Origin of the sequence: Nocardioides eburneiflavus, from assembly GCF_004785795.1 — a bacterium.
GTDB classification, from domain to species: Bacteria; Actinomycetota; Actinomycetes; order Propionibacteriales; family Nocardioidaceae; genus Nocardioides; species Nocardioides eburneiflavus.
Genome location: NZ_SRRO01000001.1, coordinates 4,176,380 through 4,199,159, shown reverse-complemented (window position 1 = coordinate 4,199,159; position 22,780 = coordinate 4,176,380). Strand labels below are relative to the sequence as shown.

Here is a 22,780-nt window from a genome sequence, read left to right as displayed (position 1 = left end):
AGGATGTGGACCAAGATGATCACCGCCCAGAAGCTCGAGGTCAGAGCCGGCGCGCGGCTCCTCATGGAGGACGTCACCTTCCGCATCGCCGCAGGCGACAAGGTGGGCCTCGTGGGGCGCAACGGCGCCGGCAAGACGACCCTCACCCGCATCCTCGCCGGAGAGGGCCAGCCCGCGTCGGGGCAGGTCCTCCGCAGCGGAGAGGTCGGCTACCTCCCGCAGGACCCGCGCGTCGGCGACCCCGAGGTGATCGCGCGCGACCGGATCCTGTCGGCGCGCGGCCTCGACGAGGTCGTACGCCGCCTGCGCGAGGCTGAGGTCGACATGGCCCACGAGGACCCGAAGGTCCACGAGCGGGGCATGAGGCGCTGGGCCCGCGCCGACGCCGAGCTGCACGCCGGTGGCGGGTACGCCGCGGAGTCCGAGGCTGCGCAGATGGCCGCGGCGCTCGGGATCGAGGAGCGGATCCTCAGCCAGCCGATCGGCACTCTGTCCGGTGGTCAGCGCCGCCGCGTCGAGCTCGCGCGGATCCTGTTCTCCGGCGCCGAGATCATGCTCCTCGACGAGCCGACCAACCACCTCGACGCCGACTCGATCATCTGGCTGCGCGACTTCCTCAAGGCGCACCGCGGCGGGTTCGTGGTGATCAGCCACGACAACGCACTGCTCGAGGCGACCGTCAACAAGGTCTTCCACCTCGACGCCAACCGCGCCGTCATCGACGTCTACAACATGGGCTGGCACAACTACCTCACCCAGCGCGAGGACGACGAGAAGCGCCGCAAGCGCGAGCGGCTGAACGCCGAGAACAAGGCCAAGGTGCTCACCGACCAGGCCAACAAGATGCGCGCCAAGGCCACCAAGGCACAGGCCGCGCAGTCGATGCTCAAGCGCGCCGAGAAGATGATGGCCGGCATCGAGGGCGAACGCGCGGCCGACAAGGTCGCCCGGATCGCCTTCCCCGAGCCGGCCCCGTGCGGCAAGACGCCGCTGATGGGCTCCGAGCTGTCGAAGTCCTACGGCTCGCTCGAGGTCTTCACCGCCGTCGACCTGGCGATCGACCGGGGGAGCCGGGTGGTCATCCTCGGCCTCAACGGCGCCGGGAAGACCACGATGCTGCGGATCCTCGCGGGCGTCGACGAGCCCGACACCGGTGAGGTCGTGCCCGGCTACGGCCTCAAGATGGGCTACTACGCCCAGGAGCACGAGACGCTCGACGTGAACCGGACGGTGCTGGAGAACATGCACAGCGCGGCGCCCGAGCTGACCGACACCCAGGCACGCTCGGTGCTGGGCTCGTTCCTGTTCTCCGGCGACGACGCCCACAAGCCGGCCGGCGTGTTGTCCGGCGGCGAGAAGACCAGGCTCGCGCTGGCGATCCTGGTCGTCTCCAGCGCCAACGTGCTGCTCCTCGACGAGCCGACCAACAACCTCGACCCGGCTTCCCGCGAGGAGGTGCTCCACGCGATCCGCAGCTACACCGGCGCGATCATCCTCGTGACGCACGACGAGGGCGCGGTGCGTGCGCTCGACCCCGACCGGGTGCTGCTGCTGCCGGACGGCGACGAGGACCTGTGGAGCGAGGACTACGCCGACCTGGTCTCCCTCGCCTGAAGTTACTCACCGGTAGTAGCCTCGGTCCATGACTCCCGAAGACCTCGCCGCCGTCGGACTCCGCCTCGAGGTCGAGGGCCCGATCGCCACGATCACCCTCGACCGCCCCGAGGTGCGCAACGCGCAGACCCCGGCGATGTGGACCGCGCTCGCCGAGATCGGCCGGACGTTGCACGACGACGTCCGGGTCGTCGTGGTGACGGGGGAGGGCGAGACCTTCTCCGCCGGCCTCGACCGGGCGATGCTCGACCCGACGAACGCCGGCGAGGGCAGCGTGCTGGGCCTGCTGGCGCTGAGCGACGAGGACGCCTCCGCGCGCATCGACGAGTTCCAGCGCGGCTTCACGTGGCTGCGCGACCCGCGGTTCGTCTCGATCGCCAAGGTCCGGGGGTACGCCATCGGCGCGGGCTTCCAGCTGGCCCTCTCGTGCGACCTCCGGATGGTCGCGGACGACACGAAGTTCTCCATGAAGGAGTCCGCCCTCGGCCTGGTGCCCGACCTCACCGGCACCAAGCCGCTGGTCGAGCACGTCGGCTATGCGCGGGCGCTCGAGATCTGCGCCACCGCTCGGGTCGTCCCCGCCGAGGAGGCCGTCCGCATCGGGCTGGCCACCGCGTCCGTGCCGTCCGCCGACCTCGACGCGGCGGTCGCCGACCTGGCCGCGGCCCTGGTCGCCCCGATGGCCGGCGTCGTGCCCGAGACCAAGACGCTGCTCCAGGGGGCGGCCGACCGCGACCTCGACGAGCAGCGCCGGCTGGAGCGGGAGGCGCAGGTACGCCGGTTCCGCGCCGTGGCCGCCGCCTTCGCCTGATCGCGAGGAGCGCCCGACCGGGCACCACGAGGAACAATGCCACCCGGCGGCTGGTTGAGCAGGCTGAGCGGACGGAGGAGCTGGCATGTCGATGGGACCGGGGGCGGGTGGCCCTCCGTGGCGTTTCCTCCGCAGCGACCGCAGCGTCGTCGACAACAAGATCGAGCGCCGGACCGTACGCCGGGTGCTGGGGTTCGCGCGTCCGCACCGACGCCTGATCGCGGGCTTCCTCGCGGTCACGGTCGTCGACGCCGCCCTCGTGGTGGCGCCGCCGCTGCTGCTGAAGGCGATCATCGACGACGGCGTTCGCACCGGCGACGTCTCGCTGGTGGTGTGGCTCGCCACCCTGGTCGCCGTCGTCGCGGTCGTCGATGCCGGCTTCGGCCTGGTCACCGGGTGGCTGTCCAGCCGCATCGGGGAGGGCCTGATCTACGACCTGCGCACCCAGGTGTTCGCACACGTGCAGCGACAGTCGCTCGCCTTCTTCACCCGTACGCAGACCGGTGCGCTGGTCAGCCGCCTCAACAACGACGTGATCGGCGCCCAGCGTGCCTTCACCTCCACGCTGCAGGGCACGGTCTCCAACATCATCGCCGCCGTCGTGGTGGGCGTGACGATGCTGTTCCTCAGCTGGCCGGTGACCCTGCTGTGCCTCGCGCTGTTCCCGATCCTGCTCGTCGCGTCGCGGGTGGTCGGCAACAAGCTCGCCGACCTCTCCCGCCAGCAGATGGACGGCAACGCCGACCTCGGCAACGCGATGACCGAGCGCTTCAACGTGGGCGGCGCGATGCTTCTCAAGCTCTTCGGCCGACGCGAGGTCGAGGACGTCGCCTACGCCCGCAAGGCCGCGGTCGTGCGCGACCTCGGCGTACGCATCTCCCTGCTGACCCGGATCTTCTTCGCGGCGATGACGCTGGTGCCGCAGCTCGCGACCGCGCTCGTCTACGGCATCGGCGGCTGGCTGGCCATCCGCGGCGACCTGTCCGTCGGCACGATCGTCGCGCTCGGGGTGCTGCTCACCCGGCTGCTCGGTCCGCTCCAGGGCCTCTCCAACGTCCGCATCGACGTGATGACGGCGCTGGTCAGCTTCGACCGGGTCTTCGAGGTCCTCGACCTGCCCTCGCTCATCCGCGAGAAGCCCGACGCCGTCGAGCTGCCGGCGACCGCGTCGCGACTCGAGTTCGACCATGTCGCCTTCACCTACCCCCGGGCCGACGAGATCTCCCTGGCCTCGCTGGAGACCATCGCGCGGACCGAGTCGCGTGACACCGGGCGGGTCCTGCACGACGTCACCTTCACCGCCGAGCCAGGACGGATGGTGGCCCTCGTCGGGCCGTCGGGCGCCGGCAAGACCACGGTGACCCACCTCGTGGCGCGCCTCTACGACGTCGAGTCCGGCGCGGTGCGGGTGGGCGGCCACGACGTCCGCGACGTCACGCTGCAGTCGCTCGAGGACGTCGTCGGCTACGTCACCCAGGACGCGCACATGTTCCACGACACCATCCGCGCGAACCTGCTTTATGCCCGCCCGGACGCCGTCGAGCCCGACATCTGGGCTGCCCTGGAGGCGGCGCAGGTCGCGTCGCTGGTGCGGGCCCTGCCCGACGGCCTCGACACCGTCGTCGGCGACCGGGGCTACCGCCTCAGCGGCGGCGAGCGGCAGCGCCTGGCCATCGCCCGGCTCCTGCTCAAGGCGCCTTCCGTCGTCGTCCTCGACGAGGCGACCGCGCACCTCGACAGCGAGTCCGAGGCGGCGGTCCAGCAGGCGCTCGACGCCGCGCTCGAGGGACGTACGTCGCTGGTGATCGCGCACCGGCTCTCCACGGTCCGCAACGCCGACCTGATCCTGGTCCTCGACGACGGGCGTGTCGTCCAGCAGGGCACCCACGCCGAGCTGCTGGCTGCCGGCGGGCTCTACGCCACGCTCCACGCGACCCAGTTCCGCGAGGGCAGGACCGAGTCCACCGTCGCTGGCTAGGTTGGTCGGATGGACCTCCAGCTGACCGACCGTGTCTTCATCGTCACCGGGGGAGCCCGCGGGCTCGGCCGGGCGAGCGCCGAGGCACTCGTCGCCGAGGGCGCGCGAGTCGTGCTGTCGGGGCGCTCGCAGGGGTCGCTCGACGGGGCGGTCGCCGCGCTCGACGACGCTGCGGCCAGGGACGCCGCGGTGGGCGTCGTCGCCGACAACGCCGACCGGACGACGCCGGCGCGCCTGCTGGCCGCTGCCGAGGACGCGTGGGGCCGGCTCGACGGCGCCCTGATCAGCGTCGGCGGTCCCCCGAAGGGCCCGGTGGGGGCGATCACCGACGAGCAGTGGAGCGCGGCCTTCGAATCCGTCTTCCTGGGAGCCGTACGCCTCGCGCGCGAGGTCGGCGCTGCCCTGCCGGCCGGCGGCTCGCTGGGGCTGGTCCTCTCGAGCAGCGTACGGGCGCCGCTGCCGGAGATGGCGATCTCCAACGGCCTGCGTCCGGGCCTCGCGATGGTCGCCAAGACGCTCGCCGACGAGCTGGGCCCGCGCGGCGTACGGGTCAACGGGCTGCTGCCGGGCCGCATCGCCACCGAGCGCGTGGCCGAGCTCGACGCCTCGACCGGGGACGCCGACGCCGCCCGCCGGGCGGCGGAGGCGACCATCCCGCTCGGCCGTTACGGCGAGCCCGCGGAGTTCGGCGCGGTCGCGGCGTTCGTGCTCTCGCCCGCCGCGTCATTCCTGACGGGCGTGATGCTCCCGGTCGACGGCGGTCTCCTCCGGACCCTCTGACACGTCCTCAGGCTCATCTCCGGATTCTGCGCCCGGGTCGAGCCTCTCGCGCAGCGTGCGACGCCGGGCCAGGACCGGCTCGGTGCGGCCCGGTGCGGTGGGCTCGGGTGCAGGCGCCTGGTTGCTGCCCCAGGGTCCGCGTCCGCCGCGCCACTCGTCGTAGACGAGGTAGAAGAAGCCGAAGATCGCCAGCGCCCCGAAGAACCACCACTGGAGGCCGTAGAAGAAGTGCGGACCCTCGTCGAGCTCTGGCAGCTCGACCGGGACCAGTGGCGTCGCCGGCTCGGGCGACTCCGAGCGCAGGTCGACCCAGCCCCCGACCACGTCACGACCGAGGGCGTCGCCGATGCGGCCGCTGTCGACCGCCCGGGTCGACCGGTCGGTGACCTCGGTGCTGTCGCCCTCGGCGTCGCGGCGTACCCACCCGGTGATGGTGACCTCGCCCGCAGGCGGCTCGGGCACGTCGGCGGTCGTCGCGCCCCGGTTGTCGGTGGCGTACCAGCCGCGGTCCACCAGCAGGCTGGTGCCGTCGGCCAGCTCGAGCGGGACGACGACGTCCACGCCGGCGGCGCCCTCACGGGTGCGGTAGCGCACGATCACGGTGTCCTCGACCGCGTAGGTGCCGGTGGCCTCGACGATGCGCCACTCGTCGGCGAGGGAGGGCTCCCGGCCCGGCGCCAGCACCTCGGCGACCGGGGAGGCGCCGGCCTCCTCGTTGCGCTGGATGATCTCGTTGCGTTCCTGGCGGTCGCCGAGACGGTGGAACTGCCACTCACCGAGACGCCAGGCGACCCACGCCAGCGCGACCACGACGAGTGCGAACACGATCCAGCGGCGCGAGACCAGGAACCGCAGCTTGTGCACGCGCCGAGGCTATCCGTCTCGTCCTGAGCGTACGGAGAGTGGCTCGGGCCCGCTCGTTAGACTGTGACAGTGACGACACCGCTGGCAGACCGCTTCGGACGCGTGGCCACGGATCTTCGTGTCTCGCTCACCGACCGTTGCAACCTCCGTTGCAACTACTGCATGCCCGCCGAGGGCCTCGACTGGCTCCCCACGGAGCAGACCCTGACCGACGACGAGGTCGTCCGGCTGATCACGATCGGCGTCGAGCGCCTCGGCATCCGCGAGGTGCGCTTCACCGGCGGTGAGCCGCTCCTGCGCCGGGGCCTGGTCGACATCGTGGGCCGTACGCACGCGCTCGGCGTGGAGACGTCGCTGACCACCAACGCGCTCGGACTGTCCCGCACCGCGCAGGCGCTCGCCGACGCCGGGCTGGACCGGGTCAACGCCAGCATCGACTCCGTGCGGCCGGAGACCTTCGCGACCATCACCAGGCGCGACCGCCTCGCCGACGTCGTCGCCGGCCTCCAGGCGGCCAAGGCCGCCGGGCTCGGCCCGGTGAAGCTCAACGCAGTGCTGCTGCGCGGCACCAACGACGACCAGGCCGCCGAGCTGCTCCGGTGGAGCGTCGAGCACGGCTACGAGCTGCGGTTCATCGAGCAGATGCCCCTCGACGCCCAGCACGGCTGGAGCCGCGCTGCCATGGTGACCGCCGACGAGATCTTCGAGGCGCTGTCGACCGAGTTCACCCTGACTCCCCACGGGGAGCCGCGGGGGAGTGCTCCCGCCGAGCTGTTCGACGTCGACGGTGGCCCGGCGACAGTGGGCATCATCGCCTCGGTCACCCGGCCGTTCTGCGGCGACTGCGACCGTGTCCGGCTCACGGCCGACGGCCAGGTGCGCAACTGCCTGTTCGCCCGCGAGGAGTCCGACCTCCGAACGGCCCTGCGCTCCGGCGCCGGTGACGAGGAGATCGCCGAGCGCTGGGTCATCGCCATGCTCGGCAAGCGCGCCGGGCACGGGATCGACGACGTGACCTTCCTCCAGCCGGACCGTCCCATGTCGGCGATCGGGGGATGAGCCCGGGCGACCAGGCGCCGGCGCCGTTCAGCTCCTGGTTCGGGCCGATCGCCTGGTGGCGGTGGGCCATCTTCGCAGCGGCCGGGTCGGCGGTGCACCTCGCCCTGCCGCTGTGGGTCGACGCCGCACAGCGACGGCCGGTGCTGCTCGTGGCCGTCCTCGTCGGCGGTGCCGCGGTGGGTGTCCTGATGGGACGTCACGATGCGCGCCGCGCCCTCCGTCCGCGCCCGACCAACCGCGCCGGGCTCCCCGGGACGGGGACGATCGTGGTCGGGCTCTCGGGCGCGGCGCTGATCCTTGCGCAGGCGCTGTCGGAGGCCGTCGTGCTGCACGTCCCGATAGTGATCGCTGCCTTCGGCGCCGCGGGGATCACGGGTGCACGGTCTCGGGACCGGGCCCTCGCGGACACGGCGCCGCAGGCCTGAGCCGGCCGAGGGAACGCGGTGCCCACGGCCGCTGGTCAGCCGGGTCGGTGCTCCACGACGTCCCTGAGGAACCCGCGCGCGCCGAGGAAGTCCGACAGCGAGGCGCGGTGCTCGTCGCACGCGAGCCACGACTTGCGACGCTCGGGGGTGTGGATCTTCGGGTTGTTCCACTGCAGGTCCCACACGGCGTCGGCCTGGCAGCCCTTCGCCGAGCAGATGTCACGGTCGAGGTCCATCGACGTCCTCCTTCTGTGGCCCGGAGCGGGTCAGGCGAGGTGGGCACAAATAGAAGTGCCGGACAGCCACGGGGGGAAGCTGTCCGGCACCTCGATGCTGACGCAGACGGGGGATGCTGCGCTCGCAGGACGATCGTGCCACGGGACTGGGTGAAAACCAAACCTTGGACTCGGTCGTGTCGGGCAATCTTTTCCTCAGTCCTGGTCGCTGCGTGACGTCAGTTCGTGCGCGCCTGCCCCGTCGGGGAGCGTGAATCCGTCGTCGCGCTGGTCGTTGGCGTTGGCCATGACGACCGCGAACAGCGGCAGGAAGACCGCCGCCGCGACCAGGATCCACCGCAGGGCACCCGGTCCGACGGCCACGGCCGCCACGAAGCACACCAGTCGGATGCTCATCGACCAGGCGTAGCGACGCTTCCGCATGCGCATGTCGTCGGCCGCGCTGCTGCGGGCCGTCGTGATGCGCACCGCATCGGACCTGGCCATGCTCCGAGTGTACGTCGCTAGGCTCAAGCGACCACGCCAGCCGTCGAGCAGGAGGAACCACCATGTCCAACCGCACCTACCGCGTCACCGAGATCGTCGGCACATCGCCCGACGGGATCGACCAGGCCGTCCGCAACGGCATCGAGCGCGCCGGCCAGACGCTGCGCCACATCGACTGGTTCGAGGTCACCCAGATCCGCGGCCAGGCCAAGGACGGCTCCGTCGAGCACTTCCAGGTCGGGATGAAGGTCGGCTTCCGGCTCGAGGACGAGTGATTTCGGCCTACCCTTGAGTAATCACTAGCGTCGACACCGTGAGCGAGATTCCCGGATCCAGCGCCCCCACCTTCGCTGCTGCTGAGCCCCGTTCGGTCCTCGTGACCGGCGGCAACCGCGGCATCGGCCGCGCGATCGCCGAGGCGTTCATCGCCCAGGGCGACAAGGTCGCGGTCACCACGCGCAACGGCGGCGCGCCCGAGGGTGCGCTCGACGTGCGGTGCGACATCACCGACCCGGACGCGGTCGAGGCAGCCTTCAAGCAGGTCGAGGAGGCGCACGGCCCGGTCGAGGTGCTGGTGGCCAACGCCGGCATCACCAAGGACACGCTCCTGCTCCGGATGAGCGAGGACGACTGGTCGTCGGTCATCGACACCAACCTCACCGGCACGTTCCGCCTGGCGAAGCGGGCCGCCAAGGGCATGCTGCGCCTGCGCCGGGGCCGGATCATCCTGATCTCCTCCGTGGTCGGCCTGCTCGGCTCCGCCGGCCAGGTCAACTACGCCGCGTCCAAGGCCGGCCTCGTCGGCATGGCGCGCTCGCTGGCCCGCGAGCTGGGCAGCCGCTCGATCACCACCAACGTCGTCTCGCCGGGCTTCGTCGAGACCGACATGACCGACGTGCTGAGCGACGACCAGAAGGCCGCGATCAAGACGCAGGTACCGCTGGGCCGCTACGCCTCGACGGCCGAGGTCGCCTCTGCCGTCACGTGGCTCGCGTCCGACGGGGCGGCGTACGTCACCGGGGCCGTCATCCCGGTCGACGGCGGCCTCGGCATGGGCCACTGACACCGACCACCTGACGGCCCCCGGGTCACACGAAGGGACACACTCATGGGAATCCTCGACGGCAAGCGCATCCTCGTCGCCGGCGTCACGATGGACAGCTCGATCGGCTTCGCCACCGCGAAGGTCGCGCAGGAGCAGGGCGCCACCGTGCTCATCTCCAACTTCGGCCGCGCCCTCGGCATCACCAGGCGCATCGCCAAGCGGCTGCCGCAGGAGGCGCCGGTGCTCGAGCTCGACGTCACCGACGAGGACCACCTCGCCGGTCTCGCCGACCAGGTGCGCGAGCACGTCGACGGCCTCGACGGCGTCGTCCACTCCATCGCCTACGGCAACCCCGAGACCCTGCTGGGCGGCAAGTTCATGGACGGCCCGTGGGACGACGTGGCGCAGGCCGTGCAGGTCTCGGCCTACTCCCTCAAGTCGCTCGCCGTCGCGACCAGGCCGCTGCTCTCCCGCGGCTCCTCGATCGTCGGGCTGACCTTCGACGCGACGACCGCGTGGCCGGCGTACGACTGGATGGGCGTCGCGAAGGCGGCCCTGGAGAACACGAGCAGGTACGTCGCCCGCGACCTCGGCCCCGAGGGCATCCGCTGCAACCTGGTCTCCGCCGGACCGCTGAAGACCCTCGCCGCCAAGGCGATCCCGGGCTTCGAGGACCTCGAGTCGGCGTGGAAGGACCGCGCCCCGCTCGGCTGGGACGAGTCCGACCACACCCCGACCGCGCAGGCCGTGGTCGCGCTGCTGAGCGACTTCTTCCCCGCGACGACCGGCGAGATCGTCCACGTGGACGGCGGCTTCCACGCGATGGGGCTGTAGCCGCGCGTCCACCGTTCGGTAGTTTCCCCGGGTGACCTCACTCGTCGAGCTGCGCGTCCTCGAAGGACCGAACCTCTACTTCCCCCGGGCGGCGGTCAAGCTGACCCTCGACGTCTCGACCATCACCGAGGCGGGAGACGAGACGGTGCTGCGGTTCGCCCGCCGCATCGGGCTGAGGACGACGCGGCCGGGTGCCGCGGGCTCCGGCTTCCGCCAGCGGTTCGCGCTGCGGGCGGTGGAGCGGCTCGTGCGCGCCATCGCGGCGGAGGCGGGCACCCGTCGCCTCGCCGTGCGCGTCCGCCCCACCCCGGACCCGGACGTGGTCGTCGTGGCCTTCCCGTGGCGCAACCGTGGACGCGCCCGCGCGCTCGGCGAGGCGGTCGCGCACGCGCTCGACGCGCTCCCGACCCCGGACGTCGAGGCTGCGGTGAGCGCAGCGGCGCACGAGGTCGCCGCCGCTCCGCGCGGCGAGCGCCCGACCACGATCACGCCGACCATCCCGGTGGTCGCCGTGACCGGCACCAACGGCAAGACCACCACCAGCCGGATGGTCGCGCACATCGCGCGCACGAGCGGGCTCGTCGTCGGCTGGTCCAACACCGACGGCATCTACCGCGACGGGGTGCTGGTCGAGGGCGGCGACTACTCCGGCCCGTCCGGTGCGGCTCGCGCGCTCGGCCTGGACGGCGTCCAGCTCGCAGTGACCGAGACGGCCCGCGGCGGCATCCTGCTCAAGGGCATCGGCATCACCCGCAACGACGTGTCGGTGGTGACCAACGTGACCGCCGACCACCTCGGGCTGCAGGGCATCGACACCGTCGACCAGCTCGCCGAGGTGAAGTCCGTCGTCCCGCGGATCACCCGCAAGGACGGCTGGGCGGTGCTCAACGGCGACGACCCGCGCGTGCGCGCGATGACGTCGGTGGTGCAGGCCCAGCCGTGGATCTTCAGCCGCGACCCCGACTCGCCGGCTGTCCGTGAGGTGCTCAGCCACGGTGGTGGTCGCGCGACGACGGTCATCGACGGGTGGATCACGGTCCTCGCGCCCGGGGTCGACCCCGACCCGCTGGTCGAGCTCGTCGACGTGCCCATGACGCTCGCCGGCCTGTCGCGCTTCAACATCGAGAACGCCCTCGCCGCCGCGTCCGCGGCCCTGGCGATCGGGCTGTCCCGCGACGACGTGGTGGCGGGCCTGACCTCGTTCCGCCCCGACGCCGAGCACAACCCCGGCCGGATGAACTTCTTCACCCTGCCCGGGGAGGTGAGCGTCGTCATGGACCTGGCCCACAACGAGGCCGGCCTGGAGGCGCTGCTGGAGGTCATGTCGGGCGTACGCCGCCCCGGAGCGCGCCTGCTGCTCGGCCTCGGTGCGGTCGGTGACCGCACCGACGAGCTGATCGGCGCCCTCGGCGAGATCGGTGCCAAGGGCAGCGACGTGGTGGCCATCGGCCACAAGGAGCGCTACCTCCGCACCCGCACGATGGACGAGGTCGACGAGCTGCTGCGCGCGGGGGCCGCCCGCGTGGGCGTCACCGACATCGACACCTACCCGACCGAGGTCGCGTGCCTCGCCGCCCTGGTCGGGGCCGCGCAGCCCGGGGACGTCGTGGGGCTGATGTGCCACGCCGAGCGGCAGGAGGCGTACGACTGGATCGCCGCGCACGGCGGCACGGCCGACAGCCCCGAGACCCTGTCCGCGAAGGTGCGGGCGGGGAGCGCGTGAGAGACGGCTGGGTCGCCGACTTCGACGCCCTCGCGCCGACCTACGACCAGCGCACCGCACAGGACGACTGGCGGCTCAACGACCGGGCGGCGGAGATGCTGGCACCCCTCGGGCTCGCGCCGGCACGGATCCTCGACCTGGGGGCCGGCACCGGTCAGACCGCGGAGGCGCTGCTGCGGCTCTTCCCCGATGCGGAGGTCACCCTGGTCGACCCGGCCCCGGGGATGCTGCGAGCTGCGCGGGCGAAGCTGCCCGGCGCCACGTTCGTCGAGGAGGACGCGGCCGCGTTCCTAGCCGCCTCCGCCGGGCGGTGGGACCTGGTCTCCGCGATCGGGTGCCTCGAGCTCGTGCCCGACCTCTTCGAGGTGCTGCGGCTCGCCGCCGCTCGCCTCGCGCCCGGCGGCCACCTGGTTGCGTCCCACGAGCCGCTCCTGGGGACCGGCGTGCAGGCCCGCCCGGTCAGCATCCTCGACCGAGGTCGTGCGGTGTCCCGGCACGCGGTCGAGGAGGTCGAGCGGCGCGCCGCGTCGTACGGCCTGCGTCGGGTCGCGAGCCGCGTCGAGACTGCCTTCCAGCGAGGCGACGGCGACGGCGCGGCGGTCTACGAGCTGGTCGTCTGGTCCGCCGGCGGCGTGTAGTCGGGGTCGGCGGACGGGGCGTCCGGGTTGGACCCCGAGCCCGCCTGCGCGACGTCGGACCAGGCCTCCAGCTCTGCCATCACCTCGGCGTGCTTGTCCACGCACACCACGACGAGGTCACCGCGGTTGGCGCGGCTCATCGCGTGGCGCACGGCCTCGATCTCCTCGAGCACCAACTCGGACTGCTTGCAGCGCGCGCCCTCGGCCATCGCGGTGCGCACGCCGTCGAGCACGAGCTGGGCGGTCGCGCCGCGCTCGCGGCCGCGCAGGGCGACGTCCTCGCGGACGATGCACACGTCGAAGTGCTGGGCGGCGATGTGGCCGAGCTCGACCATGTCCTGGTCGCGGCGGTCGCCGGCGGTCGCGATGATGCCGATGCGCGACGGCCGGGCGAGGTCGTGGGAGGACTCGAGCGAGTCGCCGACGCGGTCCACGAAGTCGCCGAGCATCTTCATGCCGGGGGCGTTGTGGCAGTAGTCGACGATCACGTTGACGCCGTTGACCTCGACCTCGTTGAGGCGGCCGGGGGAGAGGTAGTAGTTGGTCGAGAACGTCCGCAGGCCCTGGCGGATGTCGTGCAGCGGCGCACCCGCCGCGAAGGCGGCGGCCGCCGCGGCGAGCGCGTTCTGCACGTTCATCCGGGCGCGGCCGCTGAACGTGGCCGGCAGCAGGTGGGTCCACGCCAGCTGCATCTCGCGGCGGCCGTGCTGGACGACCATCATCTCGCCGCGGTCGCTCGGGTTGAGGACGATGGCCTTGCCGCCGCGGCGGCAGTGCGCGTCGATCATGTCGCGCACCTCGCTGCCCGGCTCCTCCATGGAGAACCACACGACCTGGCCCGAGCACTTGCGGCGCATCTCGCGCACCAACGGGTCGTCCGCGTTGAGCACGGCGTGGCCGTCGCGCGGCACCGCCTCGACGATCACGGCCTTGACGTCGGCGAGCTGCTCGACGGTGTCGATGCCGCGCAGGCCGAGGTGGTCGGGCTGCACGTTGAGGACGACCGCGACGTCGTTGCGCTCGTAGCCGAGGCCCTCGCGCAGGATGCCGCCGCGCGCGACCTCGAAGACGGCGAAGTCGACGCGGGGGTTCTGCAGCACCATCCGCGCCGAGCGGGGACCGGACGCGTCGGCGCGGATCAGCAGCCGCTCGTCGATCACGACGCCGTCGGTCGAGGTCATGCCGACCTTGCGGCCCATGCCCTTGAAGATGTGGCTGATCATCCGGCTCGTGGTGGTCTTGCCGTTGGTGCCGGTGACGGCCACGATCGGGATCCGGGAGGTCGCGCCGGGCGGGAACAGCATGTCGACGACCGGCTTGGCGATGAACTGCGGCTCCCCGATCGTCGGGTGGGTGTGCATCCGGAAGCCGGGGGCGGCGTTGACCTCGCAGATCGCGCCGCCGGTCTCGCGCACCGGCTGGGTGATGTCGGGGCAGATGAAGTCGATGCCGGCGATGTCGAGCCCGACCATGCGCGCGGCCTCCTCGGCGATCTCGACGTTCTCCGGGTGGGCCTCGAAGGTGCGGTCGATGGAGATGCCGCCGGTCGACATGTTGCCGGTGAGCGCGAGCTTGACCATCTCGCCCTCGGCGGGCACCGAGTCGAGCGTGTGGCCCTGGTCGGCGAGGACCTCGATCGCGGCCTCGTCGACCTTGATCCGGGTCAGCACCTTCTCGTGCCCGACGCCGCGCCGCGGGTCGGCATTGGTGAGGTCCACGAGCTCCTCCACCGTGGACGTGCCGTCGCCGGTGACGGAGGCGGGCACGCGCTCGGCGATCGCGACCATCCGGCCATCGATGATCAGGCAGCGGTAGTCCTTGCCGGTCACGAACGACTCGACGATGACGTTGCCGCGGCGCGACTGGCCGTGCGCGATCGGGAAGGCGGCGCGTACGTCTGCCTCGTCCTGCAGGTCGAGGCAGACCCCGCGGCCGTGGTTGCCGTCGAGCGGCTTGAGCACCACGGGGTAGCCGATGCGGCGGGCGGCCGCGACGGCGCCGTCCTCGGTGCGGATCGACTCCTGCTTGGGCACCGGCAGGCCGGCGGCACCGAGGAGCTTGGTGGTGAGGTCCTTGTCGGAGGCGATGTCGACGGCGATCGAGGAGGTCTCGGACGTCATCGTCGCGCGGATCCGCTTGGCGTGCACGCCCTGCCCGAGCTGGACGAGGGAGTACTGGTTGAGCCGGATCCACGGGATGTCCCGCGACACGGCCTCGTCCACGATCGCCTGCGTCGACGGACCGAACGCGGTGCGCTCGGCGCGACGGATGAAGTCGTCGCGCTCGGTCTCCCAGTCGAAGTCGGGGTCCCCCTCGACCAGGTGGTTGACCAGGCGTACGGCGAGGCGGCCGGCCGTGAGGCCGACGTTCTCGTCGATGTAGCCGTAGATGATGTTGTAGCGCCCGGGCTGGCCCTTGACCTGGCGGGTCTTCCCCCTGCGGATGTCGTGCCCCACGAGTTGCTGCAGGGCGAGCGCGACGTGCTCGGCGACGTGGCCCAGCCAGGTGCCCTCGTTGAGGCGCTCGAGGAAGCCGCCGCGGCGCCCGCGCGAGCAGGAGTGCTCGCGCAGGCCGGGCAGCATCGCGACGAGGTCCTCGGTGAAACCGGGGATCGTGTTGGTCGGGAACTGCTCGAGCGAGCCCAGGTCGACCACGAGGTGGATCGACTTGTCGTAGGACCAGATGTTGGGCCCGCGGTAGACGCGGGTCTCGACGATCTCGAGGTCCGGGGTGGGCCGCTCGCTCATCAGTCATCTCCCTGGGTCGGGTCGGGGGTCTGGTGGGGGGTCGTACGGCGGAGCTTGAGCCGCCGGCGGATCGCGGCCGGGGTCGCGTCGGCGGCCGCGATGTCGCGTGCCAGCTGGCGCAGGTCCCGGGTCGCCTCGGCGAGCTCGTCGGCGTCCTCGGGCTCGATCACCGGCTCCTGCGGCACGAGGGCGCGGGTGGAGAGGTTGAACACGGTGCCCTCGGGCAGCGTGTGGAAGACGACGCCGCTGGCCAGCAGGGGCGAGCTGCGGGTGGCCTCGTAGGCGTTGGACACCATGCGGGACCCGTCGAAGATCGTCACGGCCCCCTTGCCCAGGACGCGCATGACGAGGTCGCCGTCGACGTCCTCGACGAGGCCGCAGGTGTCCTCGTCGACGCCGATGCCGAGCAGCTGCGGGCTCTGCGCGACGATCATCAGCAGCCGGCCGTAGCGGTTGCGCTGGTCGAAGTGCTGGTCGATCACCGCCGCGTCCACCAGGCCGAGGCCGGCCGCGACCTGGGTCATCCGCTGCTTCGGCGTGGCCCCGCCCACGCCGAAGGCCACCATGTGCGAGGACTGGATGCTGGCGCCGGCCGAGGTGCCCGCGACCACCGCGCCGCGCTCGTGGGCGCGCATGATCGCCTCGCCCACCGGCGTCCCGCACACGATCGAGGAGAGCTTGAGCTGGTTGCCGCCGGTCATGAACACGCCGGTGGCCTCGTCGAGTGCCTTCACGAGCGCGGGGTCATGGGCCTGCTCGCGCGACTCGGGGCGTACGGAGTCCACACGGTCCGCGCCGAACTTCGAGAAGAGAGCGTCGTAGACGTCGACGACCTCGCGTCCGAGCGACGACGCGGTCGGGATCACCGCGATGCGGGCGTCGCGGCCTCCGCTGAGGGCCACGAAGTGCTTGAGGATGGTCGGCTTGCGCACCTTGTCCTCGGCGCCACCGATGATCATGAGTGGTCCCTTGGGCATGACAGGCAGGCTAGCGGCTGCAAGGCTGGACCCGAGCACGAGTGCGACAGAGTGGGGAGGAACGCGGTGGGACGTGCGTCGAGACGGCTGGTCGTGATGCGCCACGCCAAGGCCGAGGCGACGGCCCCCACCGACCACGAGCGCGCCCTCGCCGCCCGCGGTCGCGCCGACGCCGAGGACGCCGGACGCTGGCTGCGTGCGCAGGGCGTACGCCCCGACGCGGCGTTGGTCTCCGACGCGCGGCGCACCGTCCAGACCTGGGAGCAGGTCGCGCTGGGTGCGGGCTGGGACTGTGCCGCCGACTTCTCCGCGGGCCTCTACGCCGCCGGCGGTGACTCCGCCTTCGACCTGCTGCGCGACACCGAGCCGTCCGTGGCGTGCCTCGTGGTGATCGGCCACAACCCGACCATGGCCTACCTGGCTGAGCTGATCGACGACGGCGACGGCGACGCGGCCGCCACCGATGCACTCCTCGCGCGCGGGTTCCCCACTTCGGCGGTGGCCGCCTTCGCGGTGACCGTCCCCTGGACCGACCTGGCGCCCGGCACCGGGCGGCTCGAGGCCTTCCACGTCGGGAACGGATGAGCGGTCCCGCACACGCGTTCGGGCCGGGCCGGGCGGACGGGGTGGTGGCCCGGCTCCGCGGTGCCGGGTGCGTGTGGGCGGAGGCCGAGGCCGCGCTCCTGCTGGAGGCGGCCGCCGGTCCGGCCGAGCTCGACTCGCTGGTCGCCCGGCGCGTCGGCGGCGAGCCGCTCGAGCTCGTGCTCGGCTGGGTGGACTTCCTGGGGCGGCGGCTGCGGGTGGCACCCGGCGCCTTCGTCCCGCGCCGACGCACCGAGCTGCTGGCACGTACGGCACTCGCCGAGGCAGCGGCCAGGGCGCGGACGGGTGGTGCGCCGGTCGTGGTCGCGGAGATGTGCTGCGGGGTGGCGCCGGTGGCGGCCTGCCTGCCGGCGGACGTCGAGGCGCACGCGGCCGACATCAGCGCCGTGGCCCTCGTGTGCGCCCGCGCCAATGCGCCCCGCGCCGTCCTGCACGAGGGCGACCTCTACGACGCGCTCCCGCGCGCGCTGCGGGGCCGGGTCGACGTCGCGGCGGCCAACGCGCCGTACGTCCCGACCGACCGCATCCCCGAGATGCCGCCGGAGGCCCGCGACCACGAGCCGGTCGTCGCTCTCGACGGTGGCGAGGACGGGGTCGACCTGCACCGCCGGCTCGCAGCCGGGGCGTGCGAGTGGCTGGCGCCCGGAGGAGTGCTCGTCCTGGAGACCGGTCGGTCCCAGACCGGCCTGACGGTGGGGGCGTTGGAGGCAGCCGGCCTGGCGACGCGGGTCGTCGAGGACCCGACGGTCGGCGGGTGCGTCGTCGTCGGGGTCTCGGCCTAGAAGATCAGGCAACAGCGGTCAGGTCGTGAGGGGCGGTGCGGGGGTCACGATGCCGACGGCGGCGTCGGCCTCCTCGATCTGCTCGCGGGAGATCCCCAGCAGGTAGAGGATCGCGTCGAGGTAGGGGACGTTGACCGACGTGTCCGCGGCGTCGCGCACCATCGGCTTGGCGTTGTAGGCGATCCCGAGACCGGCGGCGTTGAGCATGTCGAGGTCGTTGGCCCCGTCGCCGATGGCGATCACGGCGTCGAGGGGGACGCCGACCTCCGCGGCGAACTCGCGCAGCGCGGTGGCCTTGCCGGCGCGGTCGACGACGTCGCCGACGATCCGGCCGGTCAGCCGGCCGTCGACCACCTCGAGCTCGTTGGCCCGCGAGAAGTGGATGCCCAGGTCGGCGGCGAGGCGGTCCGTGATCTGGGTGAACCCGCCCGACACGATCGCGAACCGGTATCCCAGGCGCCGGAGCGTGCGCACCATGGTCCGGGCGCCCGGCGCGAGGACGATCGAGTCGTAGACCTCGCCGAGCGCCGACTCGGGCACGCCCTCGAGCAGGGCGACCCGCTCGCGCAGGGACGCCTCGAAGTCGAGCTCACCGCGCATCGCCGCCTCGGTCACCCGGGCGACCTCGGCCTCCTGGCCGGCGTGGGCGGCGAGCATCTCGATCACCTCTCCCTGGATGAGCGTGGAGTCGACGTCCATGACGATCAGGCGGATCCCGCGGCGGTGGAGGGAGTCGCGCTGGACGGCGAGGTCGATGCCCTGCTTGACGGCCTCGACGGCGAGCAGCGGTCGGAGCGTGTCGGCCGGCGCGCCGGAGACGTGCAGCTCGATGGCGGTGACGGGATAGCGGGCCATCCGCTCGATCTTGTCGATGTTGGCCCCGGAGTCGGCGATGCGTCCGGCGATGGCCGACATCGCGGACGCCTTCAGCGGGTTGCCGATGATCGTGATGTGCGACCGGTCGCCCTGCCGGCTGCGGTTGTCGCCGGCGCCACGCTCGACCTCGACGTTCATGTCGAGGTCGGCGGCGGTGCGCTCGATGACGTCGCGCAGCTTCTTCCAGTCCCGCGGTGCCGTCACCAGGATGCCCAGCACCAGGCGCCGTCGCAGCACGATCTGCTCGATGTCGACGACCTCGACCCCGGCCCCCGAGAGTGCGGCGAAGATCGTTGAGGTGACGCCCGGCCGGTCCTTGCCCGTGAGGGTGACCAGGAGAGTCTTCGGCTCGTCTTCCATGGTGGGAGGAAGGCTAGCCCCGCGCCGCGTCGCCGGGCGGCCGGGTCCGCGCCTCGGGCGAGGCCCGAGCCGCCCGCGGCCGGGGTGCTGGTCCCGCGCCGCCGGATGCCCTACGGTGCTCCCGCCGGCGGTCCGCTACGGCACCGCCCATACACAGGGGGTAATCCATGGACTTCATGACCGCAGTCCGCACGTGCCTGTCCAAGTACGTCGACTTCTCCGGGCGCGCACGTCGCTCCGAGTACTGGTACTTCGCGCTGTTCTCGTTCCTGGTCGGCATCGTCACCAACATCCTCGACACCGTCATCGGCACCGACTACGACGGCGCCACCAGCGGCGGCCTGATCAACACCGTGGTCAGCCTGGCCCTGTTCCTGCCGAGCCTCGCGGTCGGCGTGCGACGCCTCCACGACATCGACAAGAGCGGTTGGTGGATCCTGATCGGCATCATCCCGATCGTCGGGTGGATCCTCATCATCGTGTGGTTCTGCACCGACTCGAAGGCCGACAACAAGTACGGCCCCAACCCCAAGACCGGTCCGGCCGGCTACGAGGGTGGCTACCCCCCGCCCCCGCCCCCGGCGTACGGCACCGGCCAGTACGGCGGCTGACGCCACTCTGACCGGCCCGTCAGGCCGGAGGCCACACCTCGGGCGAGCACGCCGCGACGATCGCGCGGCGTGCCGCCCGACCCAGGGGCCGGAGCAGGGCGCGGCGCCGCTCCACCTCGTACGCCGACACCGCGCCGCCGTCGTCGGCGAGCGCCAGGTCGACGATCGCCCACGCCTGGAGCCCGCGCGCGGCCAGGTCGACGCAGCGTGCCGGGGTGCCGAGCGGTGCGTCGACCGCAGGCCGGTGGTGCAGGTTCATGAGTGCGTCGGCGGCCTCGGGGCGCCACCGCGCCACGTCGAGGTCCGCCAGGTCCGCGGCTGCACCGAGGAGCTCCTCGCGCAGCCCGCGGTCGGCCTCGCCGACGTCGGGCAGCTGGCGTCGGGTCGCCTCGAAGGTCCGCCACTGCACCGTCTCGCCCTGCTCCTCGGGCACGAGGCCGAGGTCGCCGACCACGACGGCCTGACCCGCGTCGAGTGCCGCGGCGTTGAAGGCGGGCGGCCCACCCAGGCCCAGCGGGTCACCGTCGACCGGCAGCGCAAGCCCGGCGTACGTCGCGCCGGTGCCGCGGGCGCGCACGAGCAGGTCGAGTGCCGAGCCCCCCCGGAGCAGGTGGGTCCCGCCTGACAGCTCGTCGAGGACGTGGTCGGTCTGCTCGTGGCCGCGCAGCCACGCGGTCAGCCACCATGCGAGCGTTGCCGAGTGGGGGAGGGCGGGCATGGTCGAGGACATCGCGGGCGAGGCTACTCCCCGGCTCGTCGTGTCCGGCCCGGTAGCGGGGCGGCTGCTGGATAGGGTGAGGAACATGGTCGCCGTCGTCGAGTTCGCAGGCGTCACGGTGCGCCGTGGTGCGTCGCTGCTGCTCGACGACGTGAGCTGGCTGGTCGAGGAGGACGAGCGCTGGGTGGTGCTGGGTCCCAACGGCGCCGGCAAGACCACGCTGCTCCAGGTCGCTGCGGCCCAGCTGCACCCGACGTCAGGGGTCGCGGGCATCCTCGACGAGGTGCTCGGCACCACCGACGTCTTCGAGCTCCGCCCGCGCATCGGGCTGACGAGCGCGGCGCTCGCCGACCGGATCCCCCGGAGCGAGCTCGTCAGGGACGTGGTCGTGTCCGCGTCCTACGGCGTGGTCGGTCGCTGGCGCGAGGAGTACGCCGACCTCGACCACGACCGGGCGACCGGACTGCTGACCGAGGTCGGGGCGGGCCACCTGCTCGAGCGGACCTTCGGCACCCTCAGCGAGGGCGAGCGCAAGCGGGTGCAGATCGCCCGCGCGCTGATGGCCGACCCCGAGCTGCTCCTCCTCGACGAGCCGGCCGCGGGTCTCGACCTCGGGGGCCGCGAGGACCTCGTCGCCACCTTGTCGTACCTCGCCCTCGACCCGGACTCCCCGGCGACCGTGCTGGTCTCGCACCACGTGGAGGAGATCCCACCCGGCTTCACGCACGCGCTCCTGATGCGCGAGGGCCGCGTGGTCGACTCGGGCCCGGTCGACGACGTCATCACCGCCGAGACCCTCTCGGAGACGTTCGGGATGCCCCTGTTGCTCAGCCGGGCCGACGACCGGTTCGCCGCGCGCCGTCGCCCCGCCCAGCGGGTCGCTCCCGCGTGATGTCAGCACACACTGGATAGGCTCGGGACATGGACTGGATCCGCGACCACCTCTGGGAGACCTGGCTCGCGCTCTCGATCGGCCTCGGCCTCGCCGAGATGTTCAGCCTCGACCTGATCCTCGCGATGCTCGCGGCCGGCGCCGTGATCGGGATGGCGGCCGCCCTGCTCGGCCTGCCGGTGTTCGTGCAGATCCTCGCCGCACTCGCTGCGTCGACCGCGATGCTGGCCTTCGTCCGGCCGGCCTTCGTCAAGCGTCTCCACGGCGGGCCCGAGCTCTCGCTCGGCCACGGCAAGCTGGTCGGCACGCGGGGGCTCGTGACCGAGGAGATCACCGGTCTGGCGCCCGGGAGGATCAAGGCCGGCGGCGAGATCTGGACGGCGCTGCCCTACGACGAGAACGTCCGGATCGCTCCGGGCGAGACCGTCGAGATCTTCGAGATCAGGGGCGCCACGGCCTACGTGCACCCCGTCGGGACGCTCGAGCCCTGACCCGTCGCCCGGGCCCTTTCATCCGCATCACCCACACGCACACCACAAGATCGGGGGAGACCAGTGCCGTCAGCGTTGTTCATCCTGTTCCTGCTCGTCGTCCTGTTCATCGTCGTCATGCTCGCCAAGACGGTCCGGATCGTGCCCCAGGCCCGGGCCGGCATCGTCGAGCGCTTCGGCAAGTACAAGGGGACGCTGCCAGCGGGACTCAACATCGTCGTGCCGTTCATCGACAAGGTGCGCTACCTCATCGACCTGCGTGAGCAGGTCGTGAGCTTCCCGCCGCAGCCGGTGATCACCGAGGACAACCTCGTGGTGTCGATCGACACGGTCATCTACTTCCAGGTGACCGACCCCGTCGCGGCGACCTACGAGATCGCCAACTACATCCAGGCGATCGAGCAGCTCACCATGACGACCCTGCGCAACATCGTCGGCGGCATGGACCTCGAGGAGACGCTCACCAGCCGTGACTCGATCAACACGGGCCTGCGGGGCGTGCTCGACGAGGCCACCGGCAAGTGGGGCATCCGGGTCAACCGGGTGGAGCTCAAGGGCATCGACCCGCCGCCCTCCATCAAGGACGCGATGGAGAAGCAGATGCGCGCCGACCGCGACAAGCGGGCGCTCATCCTCTCCGCCGAGGGCCAGCGTCAGTCGGCCATCCTCACCGCCGAGGGCAACAAGCAGTCGCAGATCCTCAACGCCGAGGGTGACCGCGAGTCGCAGATCCTGCGCGCCCAGGCCGACCGCGAGGCAGCCATCCTGCGTGCTCAGGGTGAGGGCCAGGCCATCCAGACCGTCTTCCAGGCGATCCACGACGGACAGCCCGACCAGTCGCTGCTCGCCTACCAGTACCTCCAGATGATGCCCAAGATCGCCGAGGGCAGTGCCAACAAGGTGTGGGTCATCCCCTCGGAGATCACCAAGGCGATGGAGGGCCTCGGCTCGTCCATCCACGAGATCGCCGGCATCCCCCGGGACGCCAGCCCGCGCAAGCGGGTCGACATGGGCCCCAGCGAGCCGCAGCTGCCGCGCGGCTCCGACGACGACGGGACCTCGGCCACCAACGAGGCCGTGCAGCGGGCGATCGCGGAGGCGGAGATCGCCGCCAGCCCGGGCAAGCTGCGGCCGACCACGTCGGAGGGCACGCCCGGCTCCGACGGCCCGCTCGGGCTCGGCGACACCGGCGACCCGGAGGCACCTGCCGGCCAGTGAGTCCGATCGAGG

The 22,780-nt window shown here is 72.1% G+C and carries 24 protein-coding genes; 17 read left to right on the top strand and 7 right to left on the bottom strand.

Features of this window, described 5'->3' with window-relative positions; all coding sequences use genetic code 11:
- The first annotated feature begins 15 nt into the window (after window positions 1–15).
- The 4 genes from EXE59_RS19665 to EXE59_RS19650 all read left to right on the top strand — a co-directional run bounded on the left by EXE59_RS19665 (window position 16) and on the right by EXE59_RS19650 (window position 5,183).
- Window positions 16–1,614, top strand: coding sequence for an ABC-F family ATP-binding cassette domain-containing protein (locus tag EXE59_RS19665; RefSeq protein ID WP_135840406.1), 1,599 nt, complete (start codon window positions 16–18; stop codon window positions 1,612–1,614).
- Between the two features lie 28 nt (window positions 1,615–1,642).
- The gene (locus tag EXE59_RS19660; protein WP_135840405.1) at window positions 1,643–2,425 is read left to right on the top strand and encodes an enoyl-CoA hydratase/isomerase family protein; all 783 of its coding nucleotides are present in this window, start codon (window positions 1,643–1,645) and stop codon (window positions 2,423–2,425) included.
- Window positions 2,426–2,510: 85 nt separating this feature from the next.
- Window positions 2,511–4,403, top strand: a complete 1,893-nt coding sequence (locus EXE59_RS19655; protein ID WP_210429076.1) for an ABC transporter ATP-binding protein — start codon at window positions 2,511–2,513, stop codon at window positions 4,401–4,403.
- A gap of 9 nt (window positions 4,404–4,412) precedes the next feature.
- Window positions 4,413–5,183, top strand: coding sequence for an SDR family oxidoreductase (locus EXE59_RS19650; protein ID WP_135840404.1), 771 nt, complete (start codon window positions 4,413–4,415; stop codon window positions 5,181–5,183).
- Here the strand turns inward: EXE59_RS19650 and EXE59_RS19645 are convergent.
- On the bottom strand, window positions 5,127–6,047 hold the full coding sequence (locus EXE59_RS19645; RefSeq protein ID WP_135840403.1) for an SURF1 family cytochrome oxidase biogenesis protein: 921 nt from the start codon (window positions 6,045–6,047) through the stop codon (window positions 5,127–5,129). The genes EXE59_RS19650 and EXE59_RS19645 overlap by 57 nt on opposite strands.
- A 69-nt stretch (window positions 6,048–6,116) precedes the next feature.
- Here EXE59_RS19645 and moaA point away from each other — a divergent pair, with 69 nt between their 5' ends.
- Together moaA and EXE59_RS19635 are read left to right on the top strand one after the other, a co-directional pair.
- Complete coding sequence (gene moaA / locus EXE59_RS19640; protein WP_135840402.1) at window positions 6,117–7,106, top strand: GTP 3',8-cyclase MoaA; 990 nt, start codon at window positions 6,117–6,119, stop codon at window positions 7,104–7,106.
- Window positions 7,103–7,531, top strand: a complete 429-nt coding sequence (locus tag EXE59_RS19635) for a hypothetical protein (RefSeq protein WP_135840401.1) — start codon at window positions 7,103–7,105, stop codon at window positions 7,529–7,531. The genes moaA and EXE59_RS19635 overlap by 4 nt, the downstream gene beginning before the upstream one ends.
- Window positions 7,532–7,566: 35 nt before the next feature.
- On the opposite strand, the gene EXE59_RS19630 is transcribed toward EXE59_RS19635, so the two are convergent.
- On the bottom strand, window positions 7,567–7,767 hold the full coding sequence (locus tag EXE59_RS19630) for an acetone carboxylase (protein ID WP_135840400.1): 201 nt from the start codon (window positions 7,765–7,767) through the stop codon (window positions 7,567–7,569).
- Between the two features lie 195 nt (window positions 7,768–7,962).
- The gene (locus EXE59_RS19625) at window positions 7,963–8,253 is read right to left on the bottom strand and encodes a DUF3099 domain-containing protein (RefSeq protein WP_135840399.1); all 291 of its coding nucleotides are present in this window, start codon (window positions 8,251–8,253) and stop codon (window positions 7,963–7,965) included.
- A 62-nt stretch (window positions 8,254–8,315) separates the two neighbouring features.
- On the opposite strand from EXE59_RS19625, the gene EXE59_RS19620 reads away from it, so the two are divergent.
- Genes EXE59_RS19620 through EXE59_RS19600 form a run of 5 tightly spaced genes read left to right on the top strand, consistent with a single transcriptional unit; the run spans window position 8,316 to window position 12,493 of the window.
- Window positions 8,316–8,528 (top strand): dodecin, encoded by a 213-nt coding sequence (locus tag EXE59_RS19620; protein ID WP_135840398.1) that lies wholly within the window; start codon window positions 8,316–8,318, stop codon window positions 8,526–8,528.
- 38 nt (window positions 8,529–8,566) lie between these two features.
- Window positions 8,567–9,316, top strand: a complete 750-nt coding sequence (gene fabG / locus EXE59_RS19615; protein WP_281280330.1) for a 3-oxoacyl-[acyl-carrier-protein] reductase — start codon at window positions 8,567–8,569, stop codon at window positions 9,314–9,316.
- A 45-nt stretch (window positions 9,317–9,361) separates the two neighbouring features.
- Window positions 9,362–10,132: an enoyl-ACP reductase FabI gene (gene fabI / locus EXE59_RS19610; RefSeq protein WP_135840397.1), complete on the top strand. Its 771-nt coding sequence runs from the start codon at window positions 9,362–9,364 to the stop codon at window positions 10,130–10,132.
- A gap of 31 nt (window positions 10,133–10,163) precedes the next feature.
- Window positions 10,164–11,855: a Mur ligase family protein gene (locus EXE59_RS19605; RefSeq protein ID WP_135840396.1), complete on the top strand. Its 1,692-nt coding sequence runs from the start codon at window positions 10,164–10,166 to the stop codon at window positions 11,853–11,855.
- Complete coding sequence (locus EXE59_RS19600; RefSeq protein WP_135840395.1) at window positions 11,852–12,493, top strand: class I SAM-dependent methyltransferase; 642 nt, start codon at window positions 11,852–11,854, stop codon at window positions 12,491–12,493. The genes EXE59_RS19605 and EXE59_RS19600 overlap by 4 nt, the downstream gene beginning before the upstream one ends.
- On the opposite strand, the gene cphA is transcribed toward EXE59_RS19600, so the two are convergent.
- Window positions 12,457–15,240 (bottom strand): cyanophycin synthetase, encoded by a 2,784-nt coding sequence (gene cphA / locus EXE59_RS19595; RefSeq protein WP_135840394.1) that lies wholly within the window; start codon window positions 15,238–15,240, stop codon window positions 12,457–12,459. The genes EXE59_RS19600 and cphA overlap by 37 nt on opposite strands.
- The gene (locus EXE59_RS19590; protein WP_135840393.1) at window positions 15,240–16,217 is read right to left on the bottom strand and encodes a cyanophycinase; all 978 of its coding nucleotides are present in this window, start codon (window positions 16,215–16,217) and stop codon (window positions 15,240–15,242) included. Before EXE59_RS19590 ends, cphA begins: the two co-directional genes overlap by 1 nt.
- 66 nt (window positions 16,218–16,283) lie before the next feature.
- Here EXE59_RS19590 and EXE59_RS19585 point away from each other — a divergent pair, with 66 nt between their 5' ends.
- Both EXE59_RS19585 and EXE59_RS19580 read left to right on the top strand, forming a co-directional pair.
- A complete protein-coding gene (locus tag EXE59_RS19585) occupies window positions 16,284–16,802 on the top strand; it encodes a SixA phosphatase family protein (protein WP_135840392.1) in 519 nt (172 codons plus the stop codon).
- Entirely contained in the window at window positions 16,799–17,602 is an 804-nt protein-coding gene (locus EXE59_RS19580) for a putative protein N(5)-glutamine methyltransferase (protein ID WP_135840391.1), read from the top strand. Before EXE59_RS19585 ends, EXE59_RS19580 begins: the two co-directional genes overlap by 4 nt.
- Window positions 17,603–17,620: 18 nt before the next feature.
- Here the strand turns inward: EXE59_RS19580 and serB are convergent, their stop codons facing one another.
- Complete coding sequence (serB, locus tag EXE59_RS19575) at window positions 17,621–18,838, bottom strand: phosphoserine phosphatase SerB (protein ID WP_135840390.1); 1,218 nt, start codon at window positions 18,836–18,838, stop codon at window positions 17,621–17,623.
- Window positions 18,839–19,005: 167 nt separating this feature from the next.
- Between serB and EXE59_RS19570 the strand changes: the two genes are divergently transcribed.
- On the top strand, window positions 19,006–19,449 hold the full coding sequence (locus EXE59_RS19570) for a DUF805 domain-containing protein (protein WP_135840389.1): 444 nt from the start codon (window positions 19,006–19,008) through the stop codon (window positions 19,447–19,449).
- 19 nt (window positions 19,450–19,468) lie between these two features.
- Here the strand turns inward: EXE59_RS19570 and EXE59_RS19565 are convergent, their stop codons facing one another.
- Window positions 19,469–20,179 carry a hypothetical protein gene (locus EXE59_RS19565; RefSeq protein WP_246056923.1) on the bottom strand — a complete coding sequence of 237 codons (711 nt, stop codon included), beginning with the start codon at window positions 20,177–20,179 and terminating at the stop codon, window positions 19,469–19,471.
- 73 nt (window positions 20,180–20,252) lie between these two features.
- Between EXE59_RS19565 and EXE59_RS19560 the strand changes: the two genes are divergently transcribed.
- The 3 genes from EXE59_RS19560 to EXE59_RS19550 all read left to right on the top strand — a co-directional run bounded on the left by EXE59_RS19560 (window position 20,253) and on the right by EXE59_RS19550 (window position 22,768).
- Window positions 20,253–21,059, top strand: coding sequence for an ABC transporter ATP-binding protein (locus EXE59_RS19560; RefSeq protein ID WP_135841418.1), 807 nt, complete (start codon window positions 20,253–20,255; stop codon window positions 21,057–21,059).
- 29 nt (window positions 21,060–21,088) lie between these two features.
- A complete protein-coding gene (locus EXE59_RS19555; RefSeq protein WP_135840388.1) occupies window positions 21,089–21,550 on the top strand; it encodes an NfeD family protein in 462 nt (153 codons plus the stop codon).
- Between the two features lie 117 nt (window positions 21,551–21,667).
- Window positions 21,668–22,768, top strand: a complete 1,101-nt coding sequence (locus EXE59_RS19550) for an SPFH domain-containing protein (protein WP_135841417.1) — start codon at window positions 21,668–21,670, stop codon at window positions 22,766–22,768.
- Window positions 22,769–22,780 lie beyond the last annotated feature (12 nt).

Excerpts from the sequence above, each read along its gene's own strand:
- EXE59_RS19630 (WP_135840400.1), bottom strand. The coding sequence starts at position 7,767 with ATGGACCTCGACCGTGACATCTGCTCGGCGAAGGGCTGCCAGGCCGAC.
- cphA (WP_135840394.1), bottom strand. The coding sequence starts at position 15,240 with ATGAGCGAGCGGCCCACCCCGGACCTCGAGATCGTCGAGACCCGCGTC.
- EXE59_RS19570 (WP_135840389.1), top strand. The coding sequence starts at position 19,006 with ATGGACTTCATGACCGCAGTCCGCACGTGCCTGTCCAAGTACGTCGAC.
- EXE59_RS19625 (WP_135840399.1), bottom strand. The coding sequence starts at position 8,253 with ATGGCCAGGTCCGATGCGGTGCGCATCACGACGGCCCGCAGCAGCGCG.
- EXE59_RS19555 (WP_135840388.1), top strand. The coding sequence starts at position 21,089 with ATGGACTGGATCCGCGACCACCTCTGGGAGACCTGGCTCGCGCTCTCG.
- EXE59_RS19635 (WP_135840401.1), top strand. The coding sequence starts at position 7,103 with ATGAGCCCGGGCGACCAGGCGCCGGCGCCGTTCAGCTCCTGGTTCGGG.
- EXE59_RS19650 (WP_135840404.1), top strand. The coding sequence starts at position 4,413 with ATGGACCTCCAGCTGACCGACCGTGTCTTCATCGTCACCGGGGGAGCC.
- EXE59_RS19590 (WP_135840393.1), bottom strand. The coding sequence starts at position 16,217 with ATGCCCAAGGGACCACTCATGATCATCGGTGGCGCCGAGGACAAGGTG.
- fabI (WP_135840397.1), top strand. The coding sequence starts at position 9,362 with ATGGGAATCCTCGACGGCAAGCGCATCCTCGTCGCCGGCGTCACGATG.
- EXE59_RS19660 (WP_135840405.1), top strand. The coding sequence starts at position 1,643 with ATGACTCCCGAAGACCTCGCCGCCGTCGGACTCCGCCTCGAGGTCGAG.
- EXE59_RS19655 (WP_210429076.1), top strand. The coding sequence starts at position 2,511 with ATGTCGATGGGACCGGGGGCGGGTGGCCCTCCGTGGCGTTTCCTCCGC.
- EXE59_RS19550 (WP_135841417.1), top strand. The coding sequence starts at position 21,668 with ATGCTCGCCAAGACGGTCCGGATCGTGCCCCAGGCCCGGGCCGGCATC.
- serB (WP_135840390.1), bottom strand. The coding sequence starts at position 18,838 with ATGGAAGACGAGCCGAAGACTCTCCTGGTCACCCTCACGGGCAAGGAC.
- EXE59_RS19665 (WP_135840406.1), top strand. The coding sequence starts at position 16 with ATGATCACCGCCCAGAAGCTCGAGGTCAGAGCCGGCGCGCGGCTCCTC.
- EXE59_RS19580 (WP_135840391.1), top strand. The coding sequence starts at position 16,799 with ATGAGCGGTCCCGCACACGCGTTCGGGCCGGGCCGGGCGGACGGGGTG.
- EXE59_RS19565 (WP_246056923.1), bottom strand. The coding sequence starts at position 20,179 with ATGTCCTCGACCATGCCCGCCCTCCCCCACTCGGCAACGCTCGCATGG.
- EXE59_RS19620 (WP_135840398.1), top strand. The coding sequence starts at position 8,316 with ATGTCCAACCGCACCTACCGCGTCACCGAGATCGTCGGCACATCGCCC.
- EXE59_RS19560 (WP_135841418.1), top strand. The coding sequence starts at position 20,253 with ATGGTCGCCGTCGTCGAGTTCGCAGGCGTCACGGTGCGCCGTGGTGCG.